We start from the raw sequence: 19,825 nt of genomic DNA on the forward strand, positions 1-19,825 counted from the left end.
TTCCTTCCCCCTCTCCTCGCTGTTCCTCGCTCACGCAAGCAAATGCGCATTCGCCTTCGTCACTTCGCCTTCCATCGGCTTTCCTTCCAAGTACGACTCGAAGTCCTCCAGCACGGACTGGCCGACGCGTCGAAGCCCGTTGTTCACGGCGCCGGCGATATGCGGCAGCAGAACGACGTTCGGAAGCAGGCGGAACGGATGATCCGTCTCCGGCGGCTCCGGGTCGGTTACGTCCAGGCAAGCGAACAGCCTGCCCCGGCGAAGCTCCGCCGCCAACGCTTCCTCGTCGATCACCGCTCCGCGAGCCGTATTGATCAGCACGCAGTCATCCTTGAGCAGCGCCAACCGCTCGCGATTCAGCAGCCGATACGTGTCGGGGAGCGACGGCAGATGCACCGAGACGACGTCGCTAGCGCGAAGCACTTCCTCGAGCCCGGCTTTGCGCGCGCCTATCGCCGCGGCCGCCGCTTCGTCGACGTACGGATCGTAGACGAGAACGTCTACGTCGAAAGCGCGAAGCAACCGGATGTATTGCGAGCCCGCTCGCCCGGCGCCAAGAACGCCGATTCTCATGCCGTACATTTCCCGAACCGAGTTCAGCGGTCCCCAGGCTCCCTCTCTCGTCGCTTGGGAGAGCCGCCACATATCCTTGAGCGAGGCGATCGTGAGCGCGAGCGCCGTTTCCGCAACGCCTCTGCTAAGCGCCGCGGCGGCTTGCGAGACGCGGACCCCGCGCTCCCACAGCTCAGGCGACAGGATCGGCTTGACCGAACCCGCCGCGTGCAGCACGAGCCGAAGCCGAGGCGCGCTATCCAGCACGCGGCGGGTCAACGTGCCGCATCCCCAAGAAGTGACGACGATGTCCGCGCCGCGAACGATGTGCGCCATCCGCTCCTCCGACGGATCGCCCGCCTCTTCGTTCATGGCGACTTCCCCATGCCGGCGGAACCGTTCGATATGCTCCGGCAGGAATACCCGTTCCCGCTGATGTTGTCCTTGCAAGAAGGCGATTCTCAAGTCTTCTTCTCCTTTCCGCGCCGAAGCCGAGAACGGCCGGGCGATCCCGGTCCATTCTCGGCCGATGCGATGAATTCGAATGCGGTTTACTTCATGCCCTTCTCTTTCAGCCATGCGTCCAATTGCTTCTGCATCTCGGCTTGGTAGGCGTCGCCGCCGGCTTTCTTCAGCTTCTCTTCGTAGATCGGCAAGTACTTCTCGGGGTCGAGCGTTCCGGTACCGAGCGAAGCTTGGTATTCGTCGCGGACGGCCTGCATGTTCGCGATCTCCGTCTTGACCGGCTCCGAGTCGAACGTGAATCCGCTGAACGGAGATACGAGCGCTTCGTCGTTGACCTTGATCGTCTGCTCGAACTTATCGGCGGGAGCGCCTTCCGGCAAGTATCCGTTCGTCACGTTGCCGAAGATCCAGTCGGCGTTCGTGAAGTAGCCGGCGTCTTGGTTGATCTTGATGTAGCGGTCGTCGATCTTCGTATAGTGCTTGCCTTCGATGCCGTAGACGAGCAGATTGTAGAGCTCCTTGTCGGTATTGATGAGCTGCAGGAACATCATCGCCCGATCCGGGTTCTTGGAGGTGCGGCTAATCGCGTTCATCGTGCTCGCCGCGCCGGTGAAGATCGGTTGGGCCAGCGGCACCAGCACGACGTCGAAGCCGCCGTCCGCGGCCTTGAATTCGACCTCGGAGCCCGGCTTGCCGGTCACGTCGAACCATGCTGCCGTCGTGCCCTTCTTGTAAGCGTCCGCCGCGCTCTTCAGCGTTGCCGCGTCTTCGTTGATGTAGCCTTGGGTATACCAGGAACGCACGAGCTTGTAGTAGTCCCGCAGTTCGTCGGTAATGTCCGGCAGGACGGTATAAGTCTTATCGTCGAGGTAGACCGGCGCCCTCTTGTCGATTCCGTAGAGCAAGCCGCTATAGAAACCGCGGGTCGTGCCGAACGGCGTAATTCCCGGCTCGTTCTCTTTGATCGTCTTCAGGAACGGCTCGAGGTCTTCGATCTTCTTGATCGTGGAGACGTCGAGATTGTACTTATCCACGAACCGCTTCTGGATGACGTAGCTCGGACGGCTGGCGGAGATTTGGAAGTTCGGAACGGCATAGATGCCTCCGTCCAGCTTGGCGTCGTCCCAGAACTTCTCCTGCATCGACGCGCGCAGATCCTTGCCGACCGTACCCAAGAGGTCATCGAGCTTCGTGAAGACGCCTTTCACCTGATTGGTGTCGAACTTGAACAGCCAGTTCGACGTCCAGAGGAGGTCGAATGCCTCTCCCGAAGCAACGATCGTGTTCATCTTCTGCTCGTAGTTGCCGAAGTCGATCGGCTTCAACTTGATGGTCGCGTTGATTTTGGCTTGGGTGAGTTTGTTGACCTCGTCGTTAACGAGCTTCAGGTCCGCATTCTCGGCGTTCTGAGGATAATACCAGGTCAGTTCGACCGGTTCGAGCGCCGCCTCGGACGGCGATGCCTCGGCCGATGCGCTGGCGGGAGCCGATGCGCTAGACTGCGGCTCAGACGCGCTCGGGGAAGCGTTAGAGCCCGAATTCGAATTGTTGCCGCAAGCGGAAGTCAGGACAATCGAGAAGCCCAAAGCCAGTGCCAGGGTGAAGCGCATACCGTTTCTTCTGTTCTGTGTACGTTCCATGGTTATAACCCTCCTGAATATGAATGGGCACAGCGACATGCTATGACGACAAGCGCTCGGATCGTCTTGCCCCCCACCTCCTCTCCTCTTCGCGCCGGTAACTCTCTCATCCGTTATTAGCCTTTGATAGCCCCGATCGTCAGCCCTTTGACGAAGAACCGTTGGAAGAACGGGAATACCAGCAGCATCGGGCCCGCCGACATAATCGCGATCGCGAACTTGGCGGAAGTACTCGGGAACTTCGACATGTCGAAGCTCACCATCGCCGCCGAGAATTCGGGCCTTGAAGTAATGAAGTCGAGCGAGTTCATCGTCCTTACCAATAGAAGCTGCAGCGGTACGAGCTTCTGGTTGTCGATGAACAGCAGCGCGTTGAACCATTCGTTCCAGAAGTTGAACATGATGAACAGTCCTAGCGTCGCCAGCGCCGGCTTCGACAGCGGGAGAATGAGCTGGGCGTATATGCGCCATTCCCTCGCTCCCTCCACTTTGGCCGACTCGATGATTTCATACGGGATTTTGGACATGAAGCCCTTCATGATGAGCACGTAGAACGGACTGAGCAGGCCGGGCACGATCATCGCCCATAAGTTGTCTTTCAATTGCAATCCCTGCGTCATCAGAATGTAGAACGGCACAAGGCCGCCGTTGAACAGCATCGTGAAGAACACATAGAACGAGGTGATCCGATTCAACCCATAATCCCTTCTGGACAGCGTGTAGCCCATCGTTGAGGTGAGGATCAGGCTCAGAATCGTGCCGACGATGCTGACCAGGACCGTCACGGCATAGGCGCGAATGAGCGTATCCGGCGTCTTCAGAAAGTAATGGTAGGCAACGGTCGAGAACTTGTCCGGAATGACCCGAAAGCCGTGGAGCACGATTGACTGCTCATCCGACAACGAGACGATAATGATCAACGCCAGCGGGATGAGCATCGACAGCGTCAGGCAGACGAAGAACAGATGAATAAGAAGATTCGACCATCGGACCCTATTGCTAATGAGCATGCAGGCTTCTCCTTTCTAGAAGAGCGAGTTCTCCTCGTTGATTTTGCGGACGGTGAAGTTGGCGAGAACGACGAGAACGAAGCCGACGAACGATTGGTACAGGCCGACGGCCGATGCCATGCTGACGTCGCCGAGCGTGCTCAGAGCGCGGTAAATATAAGTGTCGATGATGTCCGTCGTGGCGTACGTCATGCCGTTGTTGTTCGGGATGAAGTAGTGAAGCCCGAAGTCGCCGCGGAACATGTTCCCTACGCTGAGAATCAACAAAATGATAATTAATGGCGTTAATTGAGGAATCGTAATGTTCCGAACCATCTGCCATCTGCGCGCGCCGTCGATCTTCGCCGCTTCGTACAGCTCGCCGTCGATGCCGAGAATGCCCGCGAAATAGACGAGCGCCGAGAACCCGATGCTCTTCCAGAGGTGGACGGCGTTCAGGATGTACGGCCAGACGTGGGCATCGAAGTACCATTGCACCTTCTCTAAGCCGAGCGCGGTCAGCCAGCCGTTCAGGAAGCCGTTCTGATGATCGAGGAACGCCATCGTGATATAGCTCACGACGACCCAAGACAGGAAGAACGGCAGAATCATCGCGGTCTGGTACAGCTTCAGCCACTTCTTGGAGATCTCGTGCAGCAGAATGGCGACCAATAGCGCGAAGATCGTGGTCATCAGCATGTAGCTGACGTTGTACAGGATCGTGTTGCGGGTAATTCGGAAGGCGTTCTCGCTCTCGAACAGAAATTCGAAGTTTTTGAACCCGACCCAGTCGCTGCCCAGAATCCCCTTGTCGTATTGGTAATTCTTGAAAGCGATGAGAGTTCCGAACATCGGGACGTACGCCATGACGAAAATGTAGAGGACGGCGGGAAGCGATAGGACGAATAGTTCGATGTTCCTGACGATAAAACGGGATAAGCTGTTCTGCTTCAAGTTGCTCTATGCCTCCTTGCCGTTGAAGTGGATTGCGGTGTCTTGCCATTCACGATAACGGTCCGTACGGGGATGAATACAGTGCAAAAACCGTACTTTTCTCTACTCGCGCGATGTTCGATCCGCATTAAAGTGCCGAATTCGGATTCCATGCGCGCCTAGACGCGAAAAAGCCGGAAAGACAAGGAGAATTCCCTGTCTTTCCGGCCGATTGACGCCGATCGTTATGAGGTATGAGGAGGCTATTTCAGCCCTTTGGAAGCCAGCCATTCGTTCAATTGACGCTGCTTCTCGGCGGCGATGATGTCGCTGCCGGCCTTCCTCAGCTGTTCCTCGTAGATGGGCAAATATTCCTCGGGATCTACCGTTCCCGTCGCCAGCGATCCGTAATATTCTTCGTTGACGGCCCGTACGTTGGCCAGCTCCGCCTTGACGGATTCGCCGTCGAAGACGAAGTCGTGATAGAAGGACAGCTTCGCCCGTTCGTTGATCCGAACGGTTTGGTCGAGCTTGTCCGCGGGCGAGCCCTCCGGCAAGTATTCGTTCCGGATATCGCCGAACACCCAGTCGGTATTCGTGTAATAGCCGGCGTCCGCGTCGATCCGGATGAAGTTGTCGGTCGTTCTCTCGTAATGCTCTCCTTCGATTCCGTATACGAGCAGATTGTACAGCTCCTTGTCGGTATGCACGAGATCCAGGAACATGAGCGCTCTCTCCGGGTTCTTCGACGTGCGGGAGATGGCGTTCATCGAGCTGACCGCGCCCGTATAATACGGGCTTGCCAGCGGCACCAACTGCACGTCGTGGCCGCCGTCCCGCGCTTTGAAGTCCGCCTCCGAGCCCGGCTTGCCCGTCGGATCGAACCAAACCGCCGTATTCCCCTTGATGTAGGCGTCCGATGCGTCGCGTAGAGTGGCGGCGTCCTCGTTGATGTAACCTTTCTCGTACCAAGACCTTGCGAGTTTGAAATTGCTCGTCATCTCCGGCGTTACGTCCGGCAGTATCGTATGGGTAGGATCGTCCAAGTAGACCGGAACCCGCCAATCGATACCGTACAGCATATTCGTATAGAAGCCGCGCGTCGTCCCGAAGGGCACGATACCGGGTTCGCCTTCCTTGACGCGCTTCAGGAACGGCTCGATATCCTCGATCTTACGAATCGAGCCGACGTCCAACCCGTACTTGTCTGCGAATCGCTTCTGCACGACGAGGCTAGGCTGCATGGCGGAGATCTGATAATTCGGAATACCATACTGCTCGCCGTTCAGTTTGCCGTCGTTCCAGAATCGTTCCGGCAGCGAAGCGAGCAGCCCCGGCGCGAATTCAGGGAGCAAGTCCTGTACCGGCCGGAAGACGCCCCTCTCGGCGTTGTCGGTCCAAGAGAACAGCCAATTGGACGTCCAGACGATGTCGGCCGGTTCGTTCGAAGCGGCCAGCGTATTCATCTTCTGCTCGTAGTTGCCGAACTCGATCGGCATCAACCGGACCGTCGCGTTGATCTTCGCCTTGACGAGCCGGTTGACTTCTTCGTTCACGAGAGCAAGATCCGCGTTCGCCTGATATTCGGGATAATACCAGATCAACTCGACCGCGTCGTTCGTGCCGGACTCCGCCGCTTCCTCCAAGTCCGAACCGAACAGCGGCGTCGAGCACCCGGCGAGGACGGCTGCCGTAATCAGTCCGACAGCCGCGAGCAGCATTCGCCGGGACGAGACTCCGACCGCGGCTGAAACCGCTAATGCGAGGTTTATGGCCGCTCCTCTCTTCCGATCTTGCAGTAACATGTCGTCCTTGCTTGACGTCAATCGAACCGCCTCCCGTTATTGCTTGCTATCATTATTGTAGCAATGCGAATCAAAAGACCCCCGGCTCCATAAGGAAGCCGAGGGTCCGTCTTGCCGCGGGCAGCTTAATTGTTCGCCTCGCCCGGCGCGGCGACGATTCGGAACGACCGCTGACCGCGCTCCGTTCGAATCGTCAGCCTGCCTTCCGACTGCGTCCAGTGGACGCCGCGGTCGCTCATGTTCTCCTCGGCTCGTCCGCCGGGCTGAATCGCCTTGCCGCTGTCCGAATCGTACAGGAGGACCGGTCTTGGCGCATCAAGAACGACATTCGCGTCGCTCTGGGCGGATAGGGATAGCATACCATCTCCGAGCGCGATCGTCGACGGGACGTCGCTTCGGGCGAGAATGACGCCGTCCTTCTCCAGCAAAGTACCGGAGACCAACAGGAAGGAGTCTCCCTTCGTCGCGGCCGCCGCGCCGACGAAACGGATGCCGTCGAACCGATTGTCGCCGGACAAGCCGGCGTCCGACGTTCGAACGTACGCCGAGGCTCCCCCGTCGAAAGTCAACTTAAGGACGCCTTCGGCCTCTTCCTCCTCTACCTTCGGAATATCGCCGCCAAGGCGATAAGGCGCGAGAGTCGATACGAGAACGACGGAGGCTGTATTCGGCGTGACGAACGCGGCGTGAACCTGCCGCTTGCCGGCGAAGCCCGCGACCGGCGGAACTTCCTCGCCTTCCGGGTTCAGGTAAGCTGTCTCGAGAGCCGTCCGGCATTCATGCGCAAGTCCTCCGCGAAGTCTTGCGTGCAGCCCTGCCCCGCCCTTCTCTATCGTCGCTCCGCGTCCGTCGGAATCGAACGCGAGCATGTCGTCCGCATGCAGGTTCCACTCGAACGCGGAGCCTCCCGGGCGGTCCGTCGCCAGCTCGTCGATCACGACGAATGCCGAGGGCCGGACGTACACGATATGCCGGATCGCCCGGGTCAATCCTTCCTTGTAAGCGGCCGTCGCGTCGCCGCTGACCGCGTCGAAGTCCGGGTGGTGGACGAACCCGAGCACCCGTCCCTTGGCGTCGAAATCGTCGATCGGTTGCCCCGCTCTTCCGTCGTAAGTAATCGCGTTCGCCGAATACGTTCGTTTCGTGAAGCCGCGATGATGGACGCTGTTGTAGTAATCGTACACCCCGCTCTTAATGGCGAGCGGTTGTCCGAACGCGTGCAAGATGAAGCCGTTCTGGTCCGCTTGGCTGTGGCTGTAGCTGCCGTACGGACTCGACTTGAAGTAGAGGGAGATTCGCTTCGGGTCGAGAAGATCCGAATGCATCGCGACCAATCCCGTCACGGGAAACCATTTGCCCTTGGGCAGTTCCGTCGGCGGAACCGCGGGCAGATCGTCGTCCCGGTAGTAATAATCCTGCTGCGCGGTCGCGGGCATCTCCCCGATCGCGTCTGCCGCCCACTTCAGACGGGAATCGCTGTATACCTGAGCCATGCGGTTCAGCAGGCGAGAGCTGTATGAGCTTGGCGCGTAATGGCTGTCGTTGCCGAAGACGCCGGTCGGGCTGCCGTGCGGGAACATGTAGATCGGATACAAGCCCTCGTTACGCGAGAAAGCTTTATCGTACAGATTAATGGCCCCCGAGCTAAGCAGAATGTCCATCAGCTCCTTGTTGGAGCCGGAGGACCATTGCCAATAGCCGGTCCCCTGCGACCAGGAGCCATCCTCCCCGCCCCAAGGCGGCAGCAGGTTGACGAAGGCGGGAACGGAGCGTCGCATCCACTGCTCCGCTTCGGGAATATCGTGCAGCAGCACGGCGCCCATGAGGCCGATATAGCCGATGATGGTCCAGCCATGGGAATCGAACGGATATTGATAGATCGGTTGGTTGACCAAGTACTTGTCGATCAGTTCGGCGACGCGCGTCTTGATCATCCCTTGAACGTCCCGACGCTCTGCGTCCGACAACAGATCGTGCAGCCAGTCGTACGCGATGGCGGAACGGTACGCGACGGCGCGATGCACCTGGTCGTTAATATCGAACCGGGTCGAACCCGACGGGTCCCATGCGGTAACGTTCATGAGATGGGCTTTCGCGTAGGCGCCGATCCGCTTCTCTCCGGTCAGCAGATAGACGAACGCCGCGTTCAGCATCCGTTCGAGCGTCGTATCGGCGTAAGCACGCAATTCCTGCAACGCCTTCACGAACTCGGGAGATACGGACGAAATGTCGGCATTCAGATAAGGAAAAGGCGGATCGGAAGGCAGAGGATTCCCTAGATCGGCTTGAACGGACGCATAGAGCCGATCGAAAGCCGCCTTGCCGCTCCCGGTAAACCTGCGGTCGCGGAACGCCGCGAGATCGCCGGGGGTCGTCCATACCCGCGGATGGCCCCTCTCCATTCTCGCCATCATCTCGTCGATCGTCGGCACGGGGAACGGCACGTTCTCTTCCGCGATACGGAAGCGGCGAACCGCGCTCCACGGCGACGCTCCTTTCGACGAAGACAAGCGGTAGCGGACCCGCCAGTACCAATATCCCGCGTTAAGCGTCCGATTCAGATTATGGAAGTTCGCCTCGAGTTCGATCTCTTCGAGCTTGCCGTCCATGGAAACGGTCCTTCCCAGTTGAAGCTGATAACCCGATGCGTCCGGGACGTACGGCCAGCTGAAATCCGGCGGGTTTTGCGTCGTGACGAGCCCGTCCGCAGGACGGAACGGCATGTTGGCGTTCCGCAGCAACCGTTCCGGCCATTCGTCGGTTAATGTCGGCACTGCCGAATATCCGGTATCCTGTGTGTTCATGATTCGGTTCCTCCCTCCGTAGGGCAGCTACTGTCGGATGATTCTGCCAGGCCGGCCCTTGCTCTCTATCGTAGGCGCTGACGGTCGCCTACGTAAATTCTTCGATCTGTAGAAAACAGCACGATCCGTAACGGAAGGCGTGGAAAATGACCTCTATGACAGAAAAATGCCCTCCAACGTTCCTCACGGAACGATGAAGGGCATTCGGTCTTTCTAGGCACGTTAATCGTCCGAGAGTTCGCTCTCTACGACCCACATATGATTGGTCACCGGTTCGCCGCCCGTCGTCGGAACGTAATCCACCAGGTAAACGGTCGTTCGCTCGGCCGAGTCGATCGTGGCCTCGGCGCCTCTCATGCCTTCCATATGGTCGGCTTCCAGCGTCGCCTTGGCGCCGACCGCGAGCGGCTCGCTGCCGGGATCCTTCAATTCCTCGTGAACGACCCATTCATGGTCGGTAACGCGAGCTCCCCCGTTCTTCGGTTCATAAGATACGGCGTATACCGTCGTATGGAATGCTCCGGAGACCGTTGCCGCCGCGCCATTCATCCCGGGCATGTGATCGGTACGGATCGTGACCGAAGAGCCGACTGGATATCGAGGGTTGTCGGCTTCCGTCAAGCCTGCAGGCAATTCGCCGGAGCCGTGATGGTGGTGCGTATCGTGTCCGTCGCCGGTTTCGGCGTTCGCGTGCGTATGCTCGTGTACCCCCGCGTTACCGCAAGCGCTTAGCGCTAATAATGCGGACAACCCAAGTAAGATCAAGTACGTTCTCATGAGACTTTGCCTCCTTTCATCCTCTTGCTAGATGAATCATTTCACCAAGTATACCCAAGATTGGCCATCAACGCGAACGGAAGACAAACGTTCGGACGGCCATTACTCGAGGTTATCGATACCTAGTCGATAGTTGTTCGAGCACCAAAAGCCGACTCCGCGGAGTCGGCTTTCTAGCCCCTTGAATATGCTTGTTAACCGCCGATATACGAATCCAGGAACGCGTTGCGGAATTTCCCCGCCGGATCGTATCGATGCAGCAATCGCCGGAAGTCCGGCAGCCGTTCATACCGCGCTTGCGTTTGTTCCGGATCCATCGCGAACAGCTTCGCCCAATGCGGGCGCGCTCCGAACGGAGCGAGCGCGTCCTCGATGCACGGAAGCAACCGCCGGACTTGCTCCCACTCCGGCTTCCACGTGAAGTGAATGCCTACGCTGTCCTGCCGGTAACACGGGCTCATCCAGAACGCGTCCGTAGCAATCGTGCGGACTTCGGATACATAGAGCAGCGGCGCGATATGCTCGCTCAGCCCGTTCAGCGCGCGCAACGCCTCGAACGCATGCCGCCGCGGAACGAAATATTCGCTCTGCAGCTCGTTGCCCGCGCTCGGCGTAAAGTCCATTCGGAAGTGCGGCAGCCGCTCGTGCCAGGGTCCCGGAACGCCCAGTTGCTCGCTGCAGTTCACGACGGACTGGCCGGGAACGGGGTGCCGCTTCGCCGTAGCCGGCGAAGCCCCGAAGAACTCGGCCGGCGTGCTCGCGAGAGGTTCACCGACCGCCCCGTCCAGCTTCCGCTTCACCCACGCTTGGTTGAACGTCGGGCCCTCCCAATTCGTGAACAGGCTGACGCTGTAGGCTGCCGAGAAGATGGCGTCGAATCCGCCATGATCGAGCGCGGATAGCGGCAGCCGATCGTATACCGTCTGAGCGATTCGGTAATCCGGGACGACGTCAAGCGTCAGCTTCGTCACGATGCCCAGCCCGCCGAGCCCGACGACCGCGCCCTCGAAGTCGCTGTCCTTGTCTCTCGTCAGCTCTACGGCTTCTCCGTCCGCCTTCAAGAGCTCTATCTTACGCACGGCCCCCGCCAATCCCGCGTTGCGGTCGCCCGAGCCGTGAGTCGCTGTCGCCACGGCGCCGGCCACGCTAATGTGCGGAAGCGAAGCGAGATTATGCAGCGCGTAACCTTCCTCATGCAGATAGCGGCACAGCTCTCCGTATCGGATCCCGCCTTCCACGGTAACCGTCCCCTGTGTTCTGTCGAGTCCGATGATCCGGTTCAGCTTGCCAAGCGAGAGCTGCGCGCCGTCGGTGTCCGCGATTCCGTTGAAGGAGTGCCGCGAGCCGAGCGCGCGGATGCGACCGCCGCGAACGACCATATCCCGTACTTCCTCCAAGCTTGCCGGTTCGAGCAGTTGCGCCGAGCCATAACGGTAGTTGCCTGCCCAGTTGCGTCTATCTTCCATCGTCATTGCTCCTTCGGTTCTGGACGTAAGGTTGTTTAAGTAATTCCTATTATAACGAAAAAATCCGCGCGTAGGCGCGGACTTTTCCCTGACGATGTCGGTCTCTACTCGCTTGATTCGAATCCGTTCTTGTCCCCGCGCGCCTGCGCTCCAGCGCTCGCCCCCGCCAACAGCGGCGACATGCGCGCCGCCAACTTCTCTCCGATGAGAGCCATTCCCATAGGCGACGGATGCAATAGATCGTGCGACAAGCCTCGCCAGTCGTCGAAAAGCTCGCGTCCGTCCACGTAACGAACGTTCGCGAATCCCGATTTCTCGGCCGCGTGCTTCAACGCTTCGCGGTAAGCATCCGAAGTCGACGGAACGACGCGGCCGGGCCACGTCCACCCGAGATCCGCGAAGCCCGTGAACAACCCGATGCACAGCACCGGCTTATTCGGGTGCGCGGACGCGATCTTGCGAACCATGGCGCCGGCGCGGGCCGCGAACTCCTCGGTCGTCACGCCGCGGTTCAGCATGTTGACCGACAGGCAGAGCGTCGCGATATCCCAGTCTTGGCGATTCGCGATATGTTCCGCCATCGCCGGCTCGCAGAAGGCGGCGCCGGGCATGCCGAGGTTGATCGGATCGAGGCCGAGCCGCCAGGCGGCATGAGCGACATAGGTAGCTTCCGGCGATGCGCCGCCGTACGTAATCGACGTTCCGTAAGCAAGATAGCGAAGCTTCGGCTTCTCGTCCATGAGAGGCGGTCTCAGCGACGCGCCGCTCAGCCCGAGCAGATGGACTTCGCCGCCGTGGAGCACGATCCGCCACACGCGCCCGAAAGACCGACGCGGAACCGATTCGCTCCAAGGCGCGTCGAACTGGAATCGCGGCTCGCGCGCGCCGAACGTCAACGTCTCGGATCGTTCGCCGATCGTCCTCTCTTCGACCCAGTATTCTCCGTAATAGATTTGAACCCGGCTCGATTCGCCGAAGCTGGCAAGCGTCAATTCCGCCGCATCTCCTTCCGCGACGAAGCGGATCTCGGCCATGGCGGCTCTTCGGGCCTGTCTTTGCCCGTCTTCGATCAATCCGGCCCGCACCGACTCGGGGACGCGCTGCAGCAGTACGCCCGGCCGATCGGGCACCTCGACGAGCGCCTCGACGTTATGCAATTCCGCCTGTAGGTAGATCATCTTATCGCACCCGTTCTACTTTCGCGAATGGATAATCGAACGCGACGCGCTTCGCCCGTACCGCCCGATCGTTCTCTATCGTATACGCTTCGTTCGGTTCGATCCGGAATGCATAGCTGCGGTCTTCCATGCGCAGCCGTACGTCGATCGGTTCCGAATCGATGCCGATGACGGCCAGTACCCGGCCGTTCAAGTCCGTTCTCATGCATACGCCGTTCGTCGAGCGGAACGCTTCCTTGCCGTTGATCGAACCGCTGAATTCGCCGTTGCCGCTTACGAGCGTGAATCGGTCATGCCCCCATCGCTGCGTGTACTTTCTATCGAAGCTACCGTCCGCGAGACCTCCCCAATAGACTTCTTCCCTATCGATATGCACGCCGTACAACCGTGAAATGTACTCCAACGCCGATAGAATCGCAGGACCGTACCCGTCCTTCGCCGGGCTCGGTTCCGCCGTGAACGGATCGAATTGCTGCGGGAAGAACGAAGACTTCTCCAGCGCGCCGATGAAGATTCGGCCAAGCAGCGTAATCTCCGCGTAATGCCCGTAGTTCTCCAGCGCTTGAATCGCCCTCTGGTACGTGAGGCTCTCCGGCTGTCCGCTCCAGTCGTTGCTAGCGACGTTCCGGAACAGCGGATCGTTCGCGGCGATGGACGGCAACGGCATCGTCGTCCAGAATTCTTCCGGATTCAACAGATGACGGGCGATGAACGCATCGGCCATCTCTTGGTCAAACCCGCCGTAATACATCACTCTCAGATTGTTGTGAACGAGGACGTCCATGAACGCGTTGTCGCAATCCCTGTCGTAACAGGCCGTCTTCTCCGGACGCCATAGATAGGACTTGATCTTGTCCCGTACTTCGTCCGCTTTCCTTCGCCAGTAGCTCTCCTGTCCGTTGCCAAGCTCTCTCGAGATGATCGCGAGCACGTCCCTGCCGTTGCAGGAATAGCCCATGACGTCCATCGATTCGTAAGGCACGTTCCCGATTCCGTACGGTGGGGTCTCCCCGTCCCAGCTATCCGGCGCGCCCGCCAGCCGCGTGGAATGGTCCTCGCCGGTATCCCACACGCACCACGTCTCCAGGCAACCGTCCCCGTCGGAATCCCGGTATTGCCACAGATAGGCGTCGAATCGTTCCAGCACGCCGTACAACGATTCGAGATACCGCCGATCCTTTTTCATCCAATAGTACATTTTTAACGCCGGCACCGGAAAACAATAGCCCTGGAACCACGCGAAATCCGACTGCAGCTTCCCGCCGGCGACCGAGATCATGCCCGGAATTCTGCCGTCCTCTCTCTGGTTCTCCATGAAGATCAGCTGGTTGCCCAGCGCCGCCTCGATATCGCGCTTCGCGTACATCTCGCCGCCCATCGGCTGCGTCTCCAGCCACACGTTCGGATAGTACGAGCCCTCCACCAATACTCTCTTATCCAGGAACGTCCGAATATTGAGCTTGGCCATCGTCTCGCACCGGTCATACAGCCTCTGCAGAGATTCGTTGTTCGTGGAGAAGCTCGCTTCCGTATCCGGCAAGCTCTCTCTGTCGATGTCTATGATTCTGCTCATCGTTCTCCTCCGATCGATAGCACATGATGGCCTTCCGTCAGCGTCATGTCGCGGAATTGCCCGACGCTGCCTTTCGGCACGTCCGCCTCCAGCTCCCATTCGCGCTCGCCGACTTGGCGAAGCTCCAACCGCAGCTCTCCGCAGTCGGTCGGTAACGCGGCCCGAACGTTCGCGATCGCGCCTAAAGCCGGATCAAGCGAGAATCGTCGGAATCCCGGCTCGAGCGGCCGCAACCCGAACAAGCCTTCGAACGCGAACGCGATCGGCGCGGCCCCCCAGGCATGGCTTGCGCTGGAGAAGGCAACCCGGCCGTCTTCTTCTTGATGGAACAGCGTCCACTTCTCCCACGTCGTCGTCGAACCGGCATCCAGCATCGCGCCGTATCGGCTTCGAATCATCTCCAGCGCACGGGGCACGGCGCCGACTTTCCGAAGCGCCCTGCACGTAGTCAGCATGAAGTACGGACTCCCCGCGACTGTCCGAACGTTCGTATCGGGGCTGAATACCGTCCGATAGATCTCGCGCGCGCGTTCGTCGTCCGCTTCATGAAGATGAAGCAGCGCAAGGGCGTTCGTCGGCTCGCTCACCGTCGCGCTCAGATGACCGTCAACTTTGCTGTCGACGTAGGCTCCTTTCTCTTCGTCCCACAGCTGACTCCGGATGGCGGAGCCCAACCGGAGCGCTTTGTCCGAATACAGGCGCATTGCTTCAGGGTCGCCCGCGAGCTCGGCATACGAGCACGCGGATTGCAAGGCTTCCAAGTATTGAAGATTCAGCGGGGCGACGATACCGCCGCGTTGATCGTCGAGCAGCGGTCCCTTCGGTCCTTCCGCCCAGTCGATGAACGCCCAGTATGGGACGTCCTCCAGCAAGCCGTCCTCGTTCTCGAGAGCGGCGAACCAACGTAGCGCCAGCACGATATTCGGCCACCATGCCCGAACGAATCCGTCGTCTCCGGCGTAGGTCCGGTAATCGGCGAACGCGCTGATCCACGCGAGGCAGAACGAAGGAATCGGCGGGTAATTATGATGGCCGTCCGGATAGCGCGCCTTCGTCATCCCTTGCCAGTCCTGCGACTGTCCGATCTGCTCGAGCAGCTTGCGATGGAGACGGGAATCGCCCGACAAGTACGCGTTGAACACCGCCTGCCAGCGGCCGTCTCCCATCCACTGCTGCTGCTCTCGGCTGGAAGAATCGAGGAAGCCGTCTTGCATGCAGATGCGCAGCGTCCTGACGCTGATGTCCCATATGCCGTTCAGCCTGTCGTCGCCGCTGTGCATGGACGCCGTACGAGCCATCGGATATCGGCGAGTCCGCATCCCGACGCGATGGAACGCGACCGGTCCGTTCGCGCCGCGGACGCGGAATTGAACGTAACGGAACGCCCGCCATGCGAACGCGTTCTCCAGCCTGTTCCTTCCTTCGGCCAGTACGAACCGATCGATCGGTCTCGAATAGTCGACGTTGATCAACGCCTTGCCTTCCCACAGCTCTTCGGCATAGACGGCATCGATGACGGTTCCCGCGCTGCCCGTGACATCCAGTTGCAAATATCCGGCTTCCATGACCGGAAATTCGAACGTGACGATCGAAGCTTGCCCTTCTTCCGGATCGGGCTCGACCTTATAATCGGCGATGCCGTCCTCGACTCGCCCGCCCGTCAGCCGGATCAGCGCCTCTTCGGCGAAGATCTGACGATGCAGCCGTTGGACGGGCTCCGCAACCTGCTTCGCGTAACCGAAGTTTACGATCGCGCGAGCTTCAGCGACTCCCTCCTCCAGGTTCGGTATCTCGCGAACCTTCCAGTTCCAGAACGGCGAGAGGACGGCGCCTCGTCCCTTGGCCTTCTTCCACGCGCCGTCGTCGAAGTCCGGTTCCGTCCAGCCCGCAGGCTCCAGGCGGGCATCATAGATCTCGATCGGCCCTTGGCAGCCGTTAACCCGCGGGGCGTCGCGGTCGTAAGCCGGCGCAGGCAAGCAACGCCAGCTGGCGTCGCTCGGGACGACGATCGGCTCTATCGTCCCCGCGCGAATATCGGCCTCCGCGATTAAAGCCGGAATCCGATGAACGGACTGTCCCGTTCCGTAACCGTAATGAAGCGCGAGCACCGCGATGACATTCGTGCCGGACCGCAGCTCGTCGAGAATGTCCCATTCGTCGCAATATGGCATGCGGGGATCGCTGCGGCATGGCCCGCGGCCGACGTACCGTCCGTTCACGTACAACGCGTACCGGGAATCCGCGAATAGCTTGATCGTAGCTTGAATCGGCGCTTCGGGCAGGATGAACGTTTTGCGGAAATGGCAATACGCGTTCTTCGGGTGCTCGTAATGCGTCTCGACTTCGTCAGGATCCCAGATCAACAGCGTCCGACCGCTCCACTTCATCCCGCGTGCACCTCGTCTCGGATATCCCAGGCGAATATATGGACCTGCTCAGCGCCCCAGGTGCTTAACGGAATAAGGCGAAGCGCCTTCGCCGAGACGTCGACTTGGAATTTACGAAGCCGTTGGTAGTTGTTCGTCACGCTCAGCAATTCCGTCCACCTTCCGTCTTCCTGCAAATACTCGATTCGGAAGTCCTTGACCATCGACTTCGGTACGTGCCACGAACGGTTGTTCAACGGGTAGCTGTTAGGCATGTTGCGTATGACCCGGTTCAGGTTACTGTCGAACACGAGCCGCACCTCGCGGATCGGCTCTTCCCGGTCGAACCGGTATTCGATCCAATCCCCGACGCTTCCCGTCCATCCGTTATCGTCTTGTCCGAGCGTGCGGTCCACGCCGTTCCTTAGCGCTTCCGCGTCGCCGCTCGACGCCGTCAAACGGGCAGACCGCGTAAGCTTGGACGCCGCCCTGAGCTGCCAAGGAAGATAGCAGTCGTCTTCCATCAGCATGTCTTGCAATTGGCGGATTTGCGATTCATATACGCCCCGCGGAGACAGTTTTTCCTTGACAGCGATCGCGGCGGCCGTGCCGATCGCCTGACCGAGCAAGGAGCAGGTGCCCATAACCCGCGTGGAGCTGAGCGCCGCGTGCGTGACGCTGATGTTCCTGCCCGCGAAGAACAAGTTGTCGATGTTCTTGGAGTACAGGCACCGATACGGAATGCCGTACGGCGAAGGCGCTTTGTGGTAGATCGTAGGATGACCGCCGCGGTAATGGAAGCCTTCCGGGAAGTGGTCGTCCATGCTCCAGCCGCCGTAGGCGACGAGGTCGTCGAACCTGCCTTCCGCCTCGATGTCGTTCTGCGTCAATACGTAATCGCCGACGTAACGGCGGCTCTCGCGTTTGCCGGGCAAGTATCCGATCCAGTCGATGACCCAATTGTCGACGCCGTGTTCTCCGCGGTTTTTCATATGGTCCCAGACGCCGAACACGATCTTCAGCAGCTCGTCCCGAAGTTCTTCCGCATCGTGTATGGCGTCGCGATCGCCTCCGAGCTCGATCCACCAGAAGTTCGTCCGTTTATCGTGCGGTCGATGCGGCAGATCGTCGTCGCTCATGAACGTATGCGCCCACGCCGGCGGGATGAACGTCTGCGGCCGGTCCGTCTCGCGAATTTGGAACAGGCAGCTAAGGCCCATCGTCTTCTCGTCCGCGACGTCGGGCTCGATCGATTCGTTGAATTCGCTCGAGGCTTCTCTGCCGATCCGATATTCGGCGCCGGTGAGCGGCGCGAGAATGCCGTCCCCCGAACAGTCCGCGAAGTAGTCCGCTTCGACGGTGTGCCACGTCTCGGTCGTTAATTGCCAGCCCGTGATCGAGCGGATCGACGTACCGTCCATCGTTGATCCCGTACAGCTGCAATTCAGCAATAACGTTATATTAGGTTCGAAGCGTACTTTCTCGTACAGGACGCTGTCCCAGATCGAGAAGCTCGGCGAAGGATTGCGATACAGATTCTCCAATTCGATCTCTTCCAGCAGCCCGGATTCGCGATTGTTGCGTCCGTGGGCGCCGCCGATGTTCATTCGAATCTCGGAGGAGGCGTTGCCTCCGAGTACCGGCCGATCGTGCACGAGCACGACCTTGACTCCGCGTCTGGCCGCCGAGATGGCCGCGATCATGCCGGCCATCCCTCCGCCGACGATGCATAACTGCGTTCGGTGCGTCTTCTGCTGCATACGGGTCTCTCCCTTATCTGTCGTTCAACGGTCCGCCAGGTGTCTCTTGAATTCCGCAGGGCTCCTGTTCTCGAACCGTCTGAATATTTTAATGAAATAACTGTCGTCGACGAAGCCGACGAGCTCCGCCGCCTGATTGACGGATTTGCCCTCGGCGAGCAGTTGCTTGGCCCGGTCGATCCGAACTTGCTGGACGTAATGAATGAGGCTGACGCCCGTCTTCTTCTTGAACAGGCTGCTTAGATAGCTCTCGTCGAGGGAGACGAACGACGCCATCGAGCGGAGCGTAATGTTGTTATCGTAATGCGTGTGAATGTAGCCGATCACCTTGTTGATCTCCGAATGGTCGGTGTAGGCGGACCGGTCTTTCACGATATCGTCCATCGCGACGGACACGATGCGTTCCATGCGCGCCAGCAGTTGCAAATGGGATGCGGCGGTCGTCACGCTTACGTATAGCTCTGGCGTCATGCGGACGTACTGCTCCAGTAGACGAACGAGCTGCGACGCGTGGTCCTTCACGAGCGGCATCGGCAAGCTTCTCCGCTCCATATCGGCCCACTCCTGGGCGAGCAGACGCAAGCCGTCGGCCGTCTTGACGTGCTCGAAACAAGCTAGCCATTCTCCCCAGTTCGACTTCCGGCCTTCCGGCATCCGGGCTTCCGGTTCTACCAATGCCGAATCCGCGACGCGAATCGGTCCCCGTTCCCGTCCATACCAGATCGCGTCCATGTGCCGCAGCGCGCCGAACCATTCATGCGCCAGCCGGTCGCCCGGTACGTCGAGCCGATAGACGTACGATAACGGCGAGGCTTCGCTTCCCCCGCTTGGCATCGTTGTGCCTTGCGCGTTGCTCCAGACGAAATAGGTCGTCAGTCCGTCGGAACGATACGCGTGAGCGACCGCATGCTCGCCGGGCGACGCCGCTATTCCTGCCGGCAGCCCCGCCTCTCCCGTCGGCTCTAATTCTCCATCGAACGCGCAGAAGATGGAAACGTACGGAAGCAGCGGCTTCTGGCGCGAGTCCTCCGCGCGGTCGTTCGCGAAAGCCGATGTGCGGAATTCCCGCCATAGCTTGTCATAGATCGCTTCGTACATCTCCCGCTCCCGTTCGGCGGAACGCGCGGTCTTTGCCGACAATTCCTTGGTCGCTTTGCCGAGCGCGTCCTGCAGCGCTTCGATCGTCATCGACAGCTTCAGGATATAGCTGCTGGCTCCGTATTCGAGCGCCAAGCGGGCGTACTCGAACTCGTTCATGCACGTCAGCATGATGAAGCGAGCCTCGCTGCCCCCTTCCCTGGCCGCCTTCAGCATCATGACGCCGTCCATCTTCGGCATCATGATGTCGGTGATGACGACGTCCGGCCGCACTTCCTCCACGAGAGCGAGTCCGTCTTCCCCGTTGCCGGCCTCTCCCGCCAACGCGAACCCGAGCTTCGCCCACGGGATCATTTGTTTGATGGAGTCTCTCACGAACGCTTCATCCTCTACGATGACGACCTTCCACATCGCGGACA

13 protein-coding genes are annotated in these 19,825 nt (G+C 59.6%); all 13 read right to left on the reverse strand.

Annotated features, from left to right (window positions below; translation table 11 throughout):
- Window positions 1–30: 30 nt before the first annotated feature.
- On the reverse strand, window positions 31–1,131 hold the full coding sequence (locus ACFQZG_RS00560; RefSeq protein WP_378149090.1) for a hydroxyacid dehydrogenase: 1,101 nt from the start codon (window positions 1,129–1,131) through the stop codon (window positions 31–33).
- Complete coding sequence (locus tag ACFQZG_RS00565) at window positions 1,104–2,657, reverse strand: ABC transporter substrate-binding protein (protein WP_378149092.1); 1,554 nt, start codon at window positions 2,655–2,657, stop codon at window positions 1,104–1,106. The genes ACFQZG_RS00560 and ACFQZG_RS00565 overlap by 28 nt, the downstream gene beginning before the upstream one ends.
- A 116-nt stretch (window positions 2,658–2,773) precedes the next feature.
- A complete protein-coding gene (locus tag ACFQZG_RS00570; RefSeq protein ID WP_378149094.1) occupies window positions 2,774–3,667 on the reverse strand; it encodes a carbohydrate ABC transporter permease in 894 nt (297 codons plus the stop codon).
- A gap of 15 nt (window positions 3,668–3,682) precedes the next feature.
- A complete protein-coding gene (locus ACFQZG_RS00575) occupies window positions 3,683–4,600 on the reverse strand; it encodes an ABC transporter permease (protein ID WP_378149095.1) in 918 nt (305 codons plus the stop codon).
- Between the two features lie 242 nt (window positions 4,601–4,842).
- Window positions 4,843–6,405 carry an ABC transporter substrate-binding protein gene (locus ACFQZG_RS00580; protein ID WP_378149097.1) on the reverse strand — a complete coding sequence of 521 codons (1,563 nt, stop codon included), beginning with the start codon at window positions 6,403–6,405 and terminating at the stop codon, window positions 4,843–4,845.
- A 104-nt stretch (window positions 6,406–6,509) separates the two neighbouring features.
- On the reverse strand, window positions 6,510–9,188 hold the full coding sequence (locus ACFQZG_RS00585) for a DUF4962 domain-containing protein (RefSeq protein WP_378149098.1): 2,679 nt from the start codon (window positions 9,186–9,188) through the stop codon (window positions 6,510–6,512).
- A 222-nt stretch (window positions 9,189–9,410) separates the two neighbouring features.
- Window positions 9,411–9,965 (reverse strand): YdhK family protein, encoded by a 555-nt coding sequence (locus tag ACFQZG_RS00590; RefSeq protein WP_378149100.1) that lies wholly within the window; start codon window positions 9,963–9,965, stop codon window positions 9,411–9,413.
- A 194-nt stretch (window positions 9,966–10,159) separates the two neighbouring features.
- Window positions 10,160–11,431: an FAD-binding protein gene (locus ACFQZG_RS00595; protein WP_378149102.1), complete on the reverse strand. Its 1,272-nt coding sequence runs from the start codon at window positions 11,429–11,431 to the stop codon at window positions 10,160–10,162.
- 104 nt (window positions 11,432–11,535) lie between these two features.
- Window positions 11,536–12,609, reverse strand: coding sequence for an SGNH/GDSL hydrolase family protein (locus tag ACFQZG_RS00600; RefSeq protein WP_378149104.1), 1,074 nt, complete (start codon window positions 12,607–12,609; stop codon window positions 11,536–11,538).
- A 1-nt stretch (window position 12,610) separates the two neighbouring features.
- Complete coding sequence (locus tag ACFQZG_RS00605; protein WP_378149105.1) at window positions 12,611–14,182, reverse strand: MGH1-like glycoside hydrolase domain-containing protein; 1,572 nt, start codon at window positions 14,180–14,182, stop codon at window positions 12,611–12,613.
- Complete coding sequence (locus tag ACFQZG_RS00610; RefSeq protein WP_378149107.1) at window positions 14,179–16,569, reverse strand: family 78 glycoside hydrolase catalytic domain; 2,391 nt, start codon at window positions 16,567–16,569, stop codon at window positions 14,179–14,181. Before ACFQZG_RS00610 ends, ACFQZG_RS00605 begins: the two co-directional genes overlap by 4 nt.
- Window positions 16,566–18,308 (reverse strand): FAD-dependent oxidoreductase, encoded by a 1,743-nt coding sequence (locus ACFQZG_RS00615; RefSeq protein ID WP_378149109.1) that lies wholly within the window; start codon window positions 18,306–18,308, stop codon window positions 16,566–16,568. Before ACFQZG_RS00615 ends, ACFQZG_RS00610 begins: the two co-directional genes overlap by 4 nt.
- 24 nt (window positions 18,309–18,332) lie before the next feature.
- Window positions 18,333–19,817, reverse strand: a complete 1,485-nt coding sequence (locus ACFQZG_RS00620) for a response regulator transcription factor (protein WP_378149111.1) — start codon at window positions 19,815–19,817, stop codon at window positions 18,333–18,335.
- Window positions 19,818–19,825: the final 8 nt, after the last annotated feature.

Origin of the sequence: Cohnella sp. GCM10027633, from assembly GCF_042675445.1 — a bacterium.
Lineage (GTDB): Bacteria > Bacillota > Bacilli > Paenibacillales > Paenibacillaceae > Cohnella.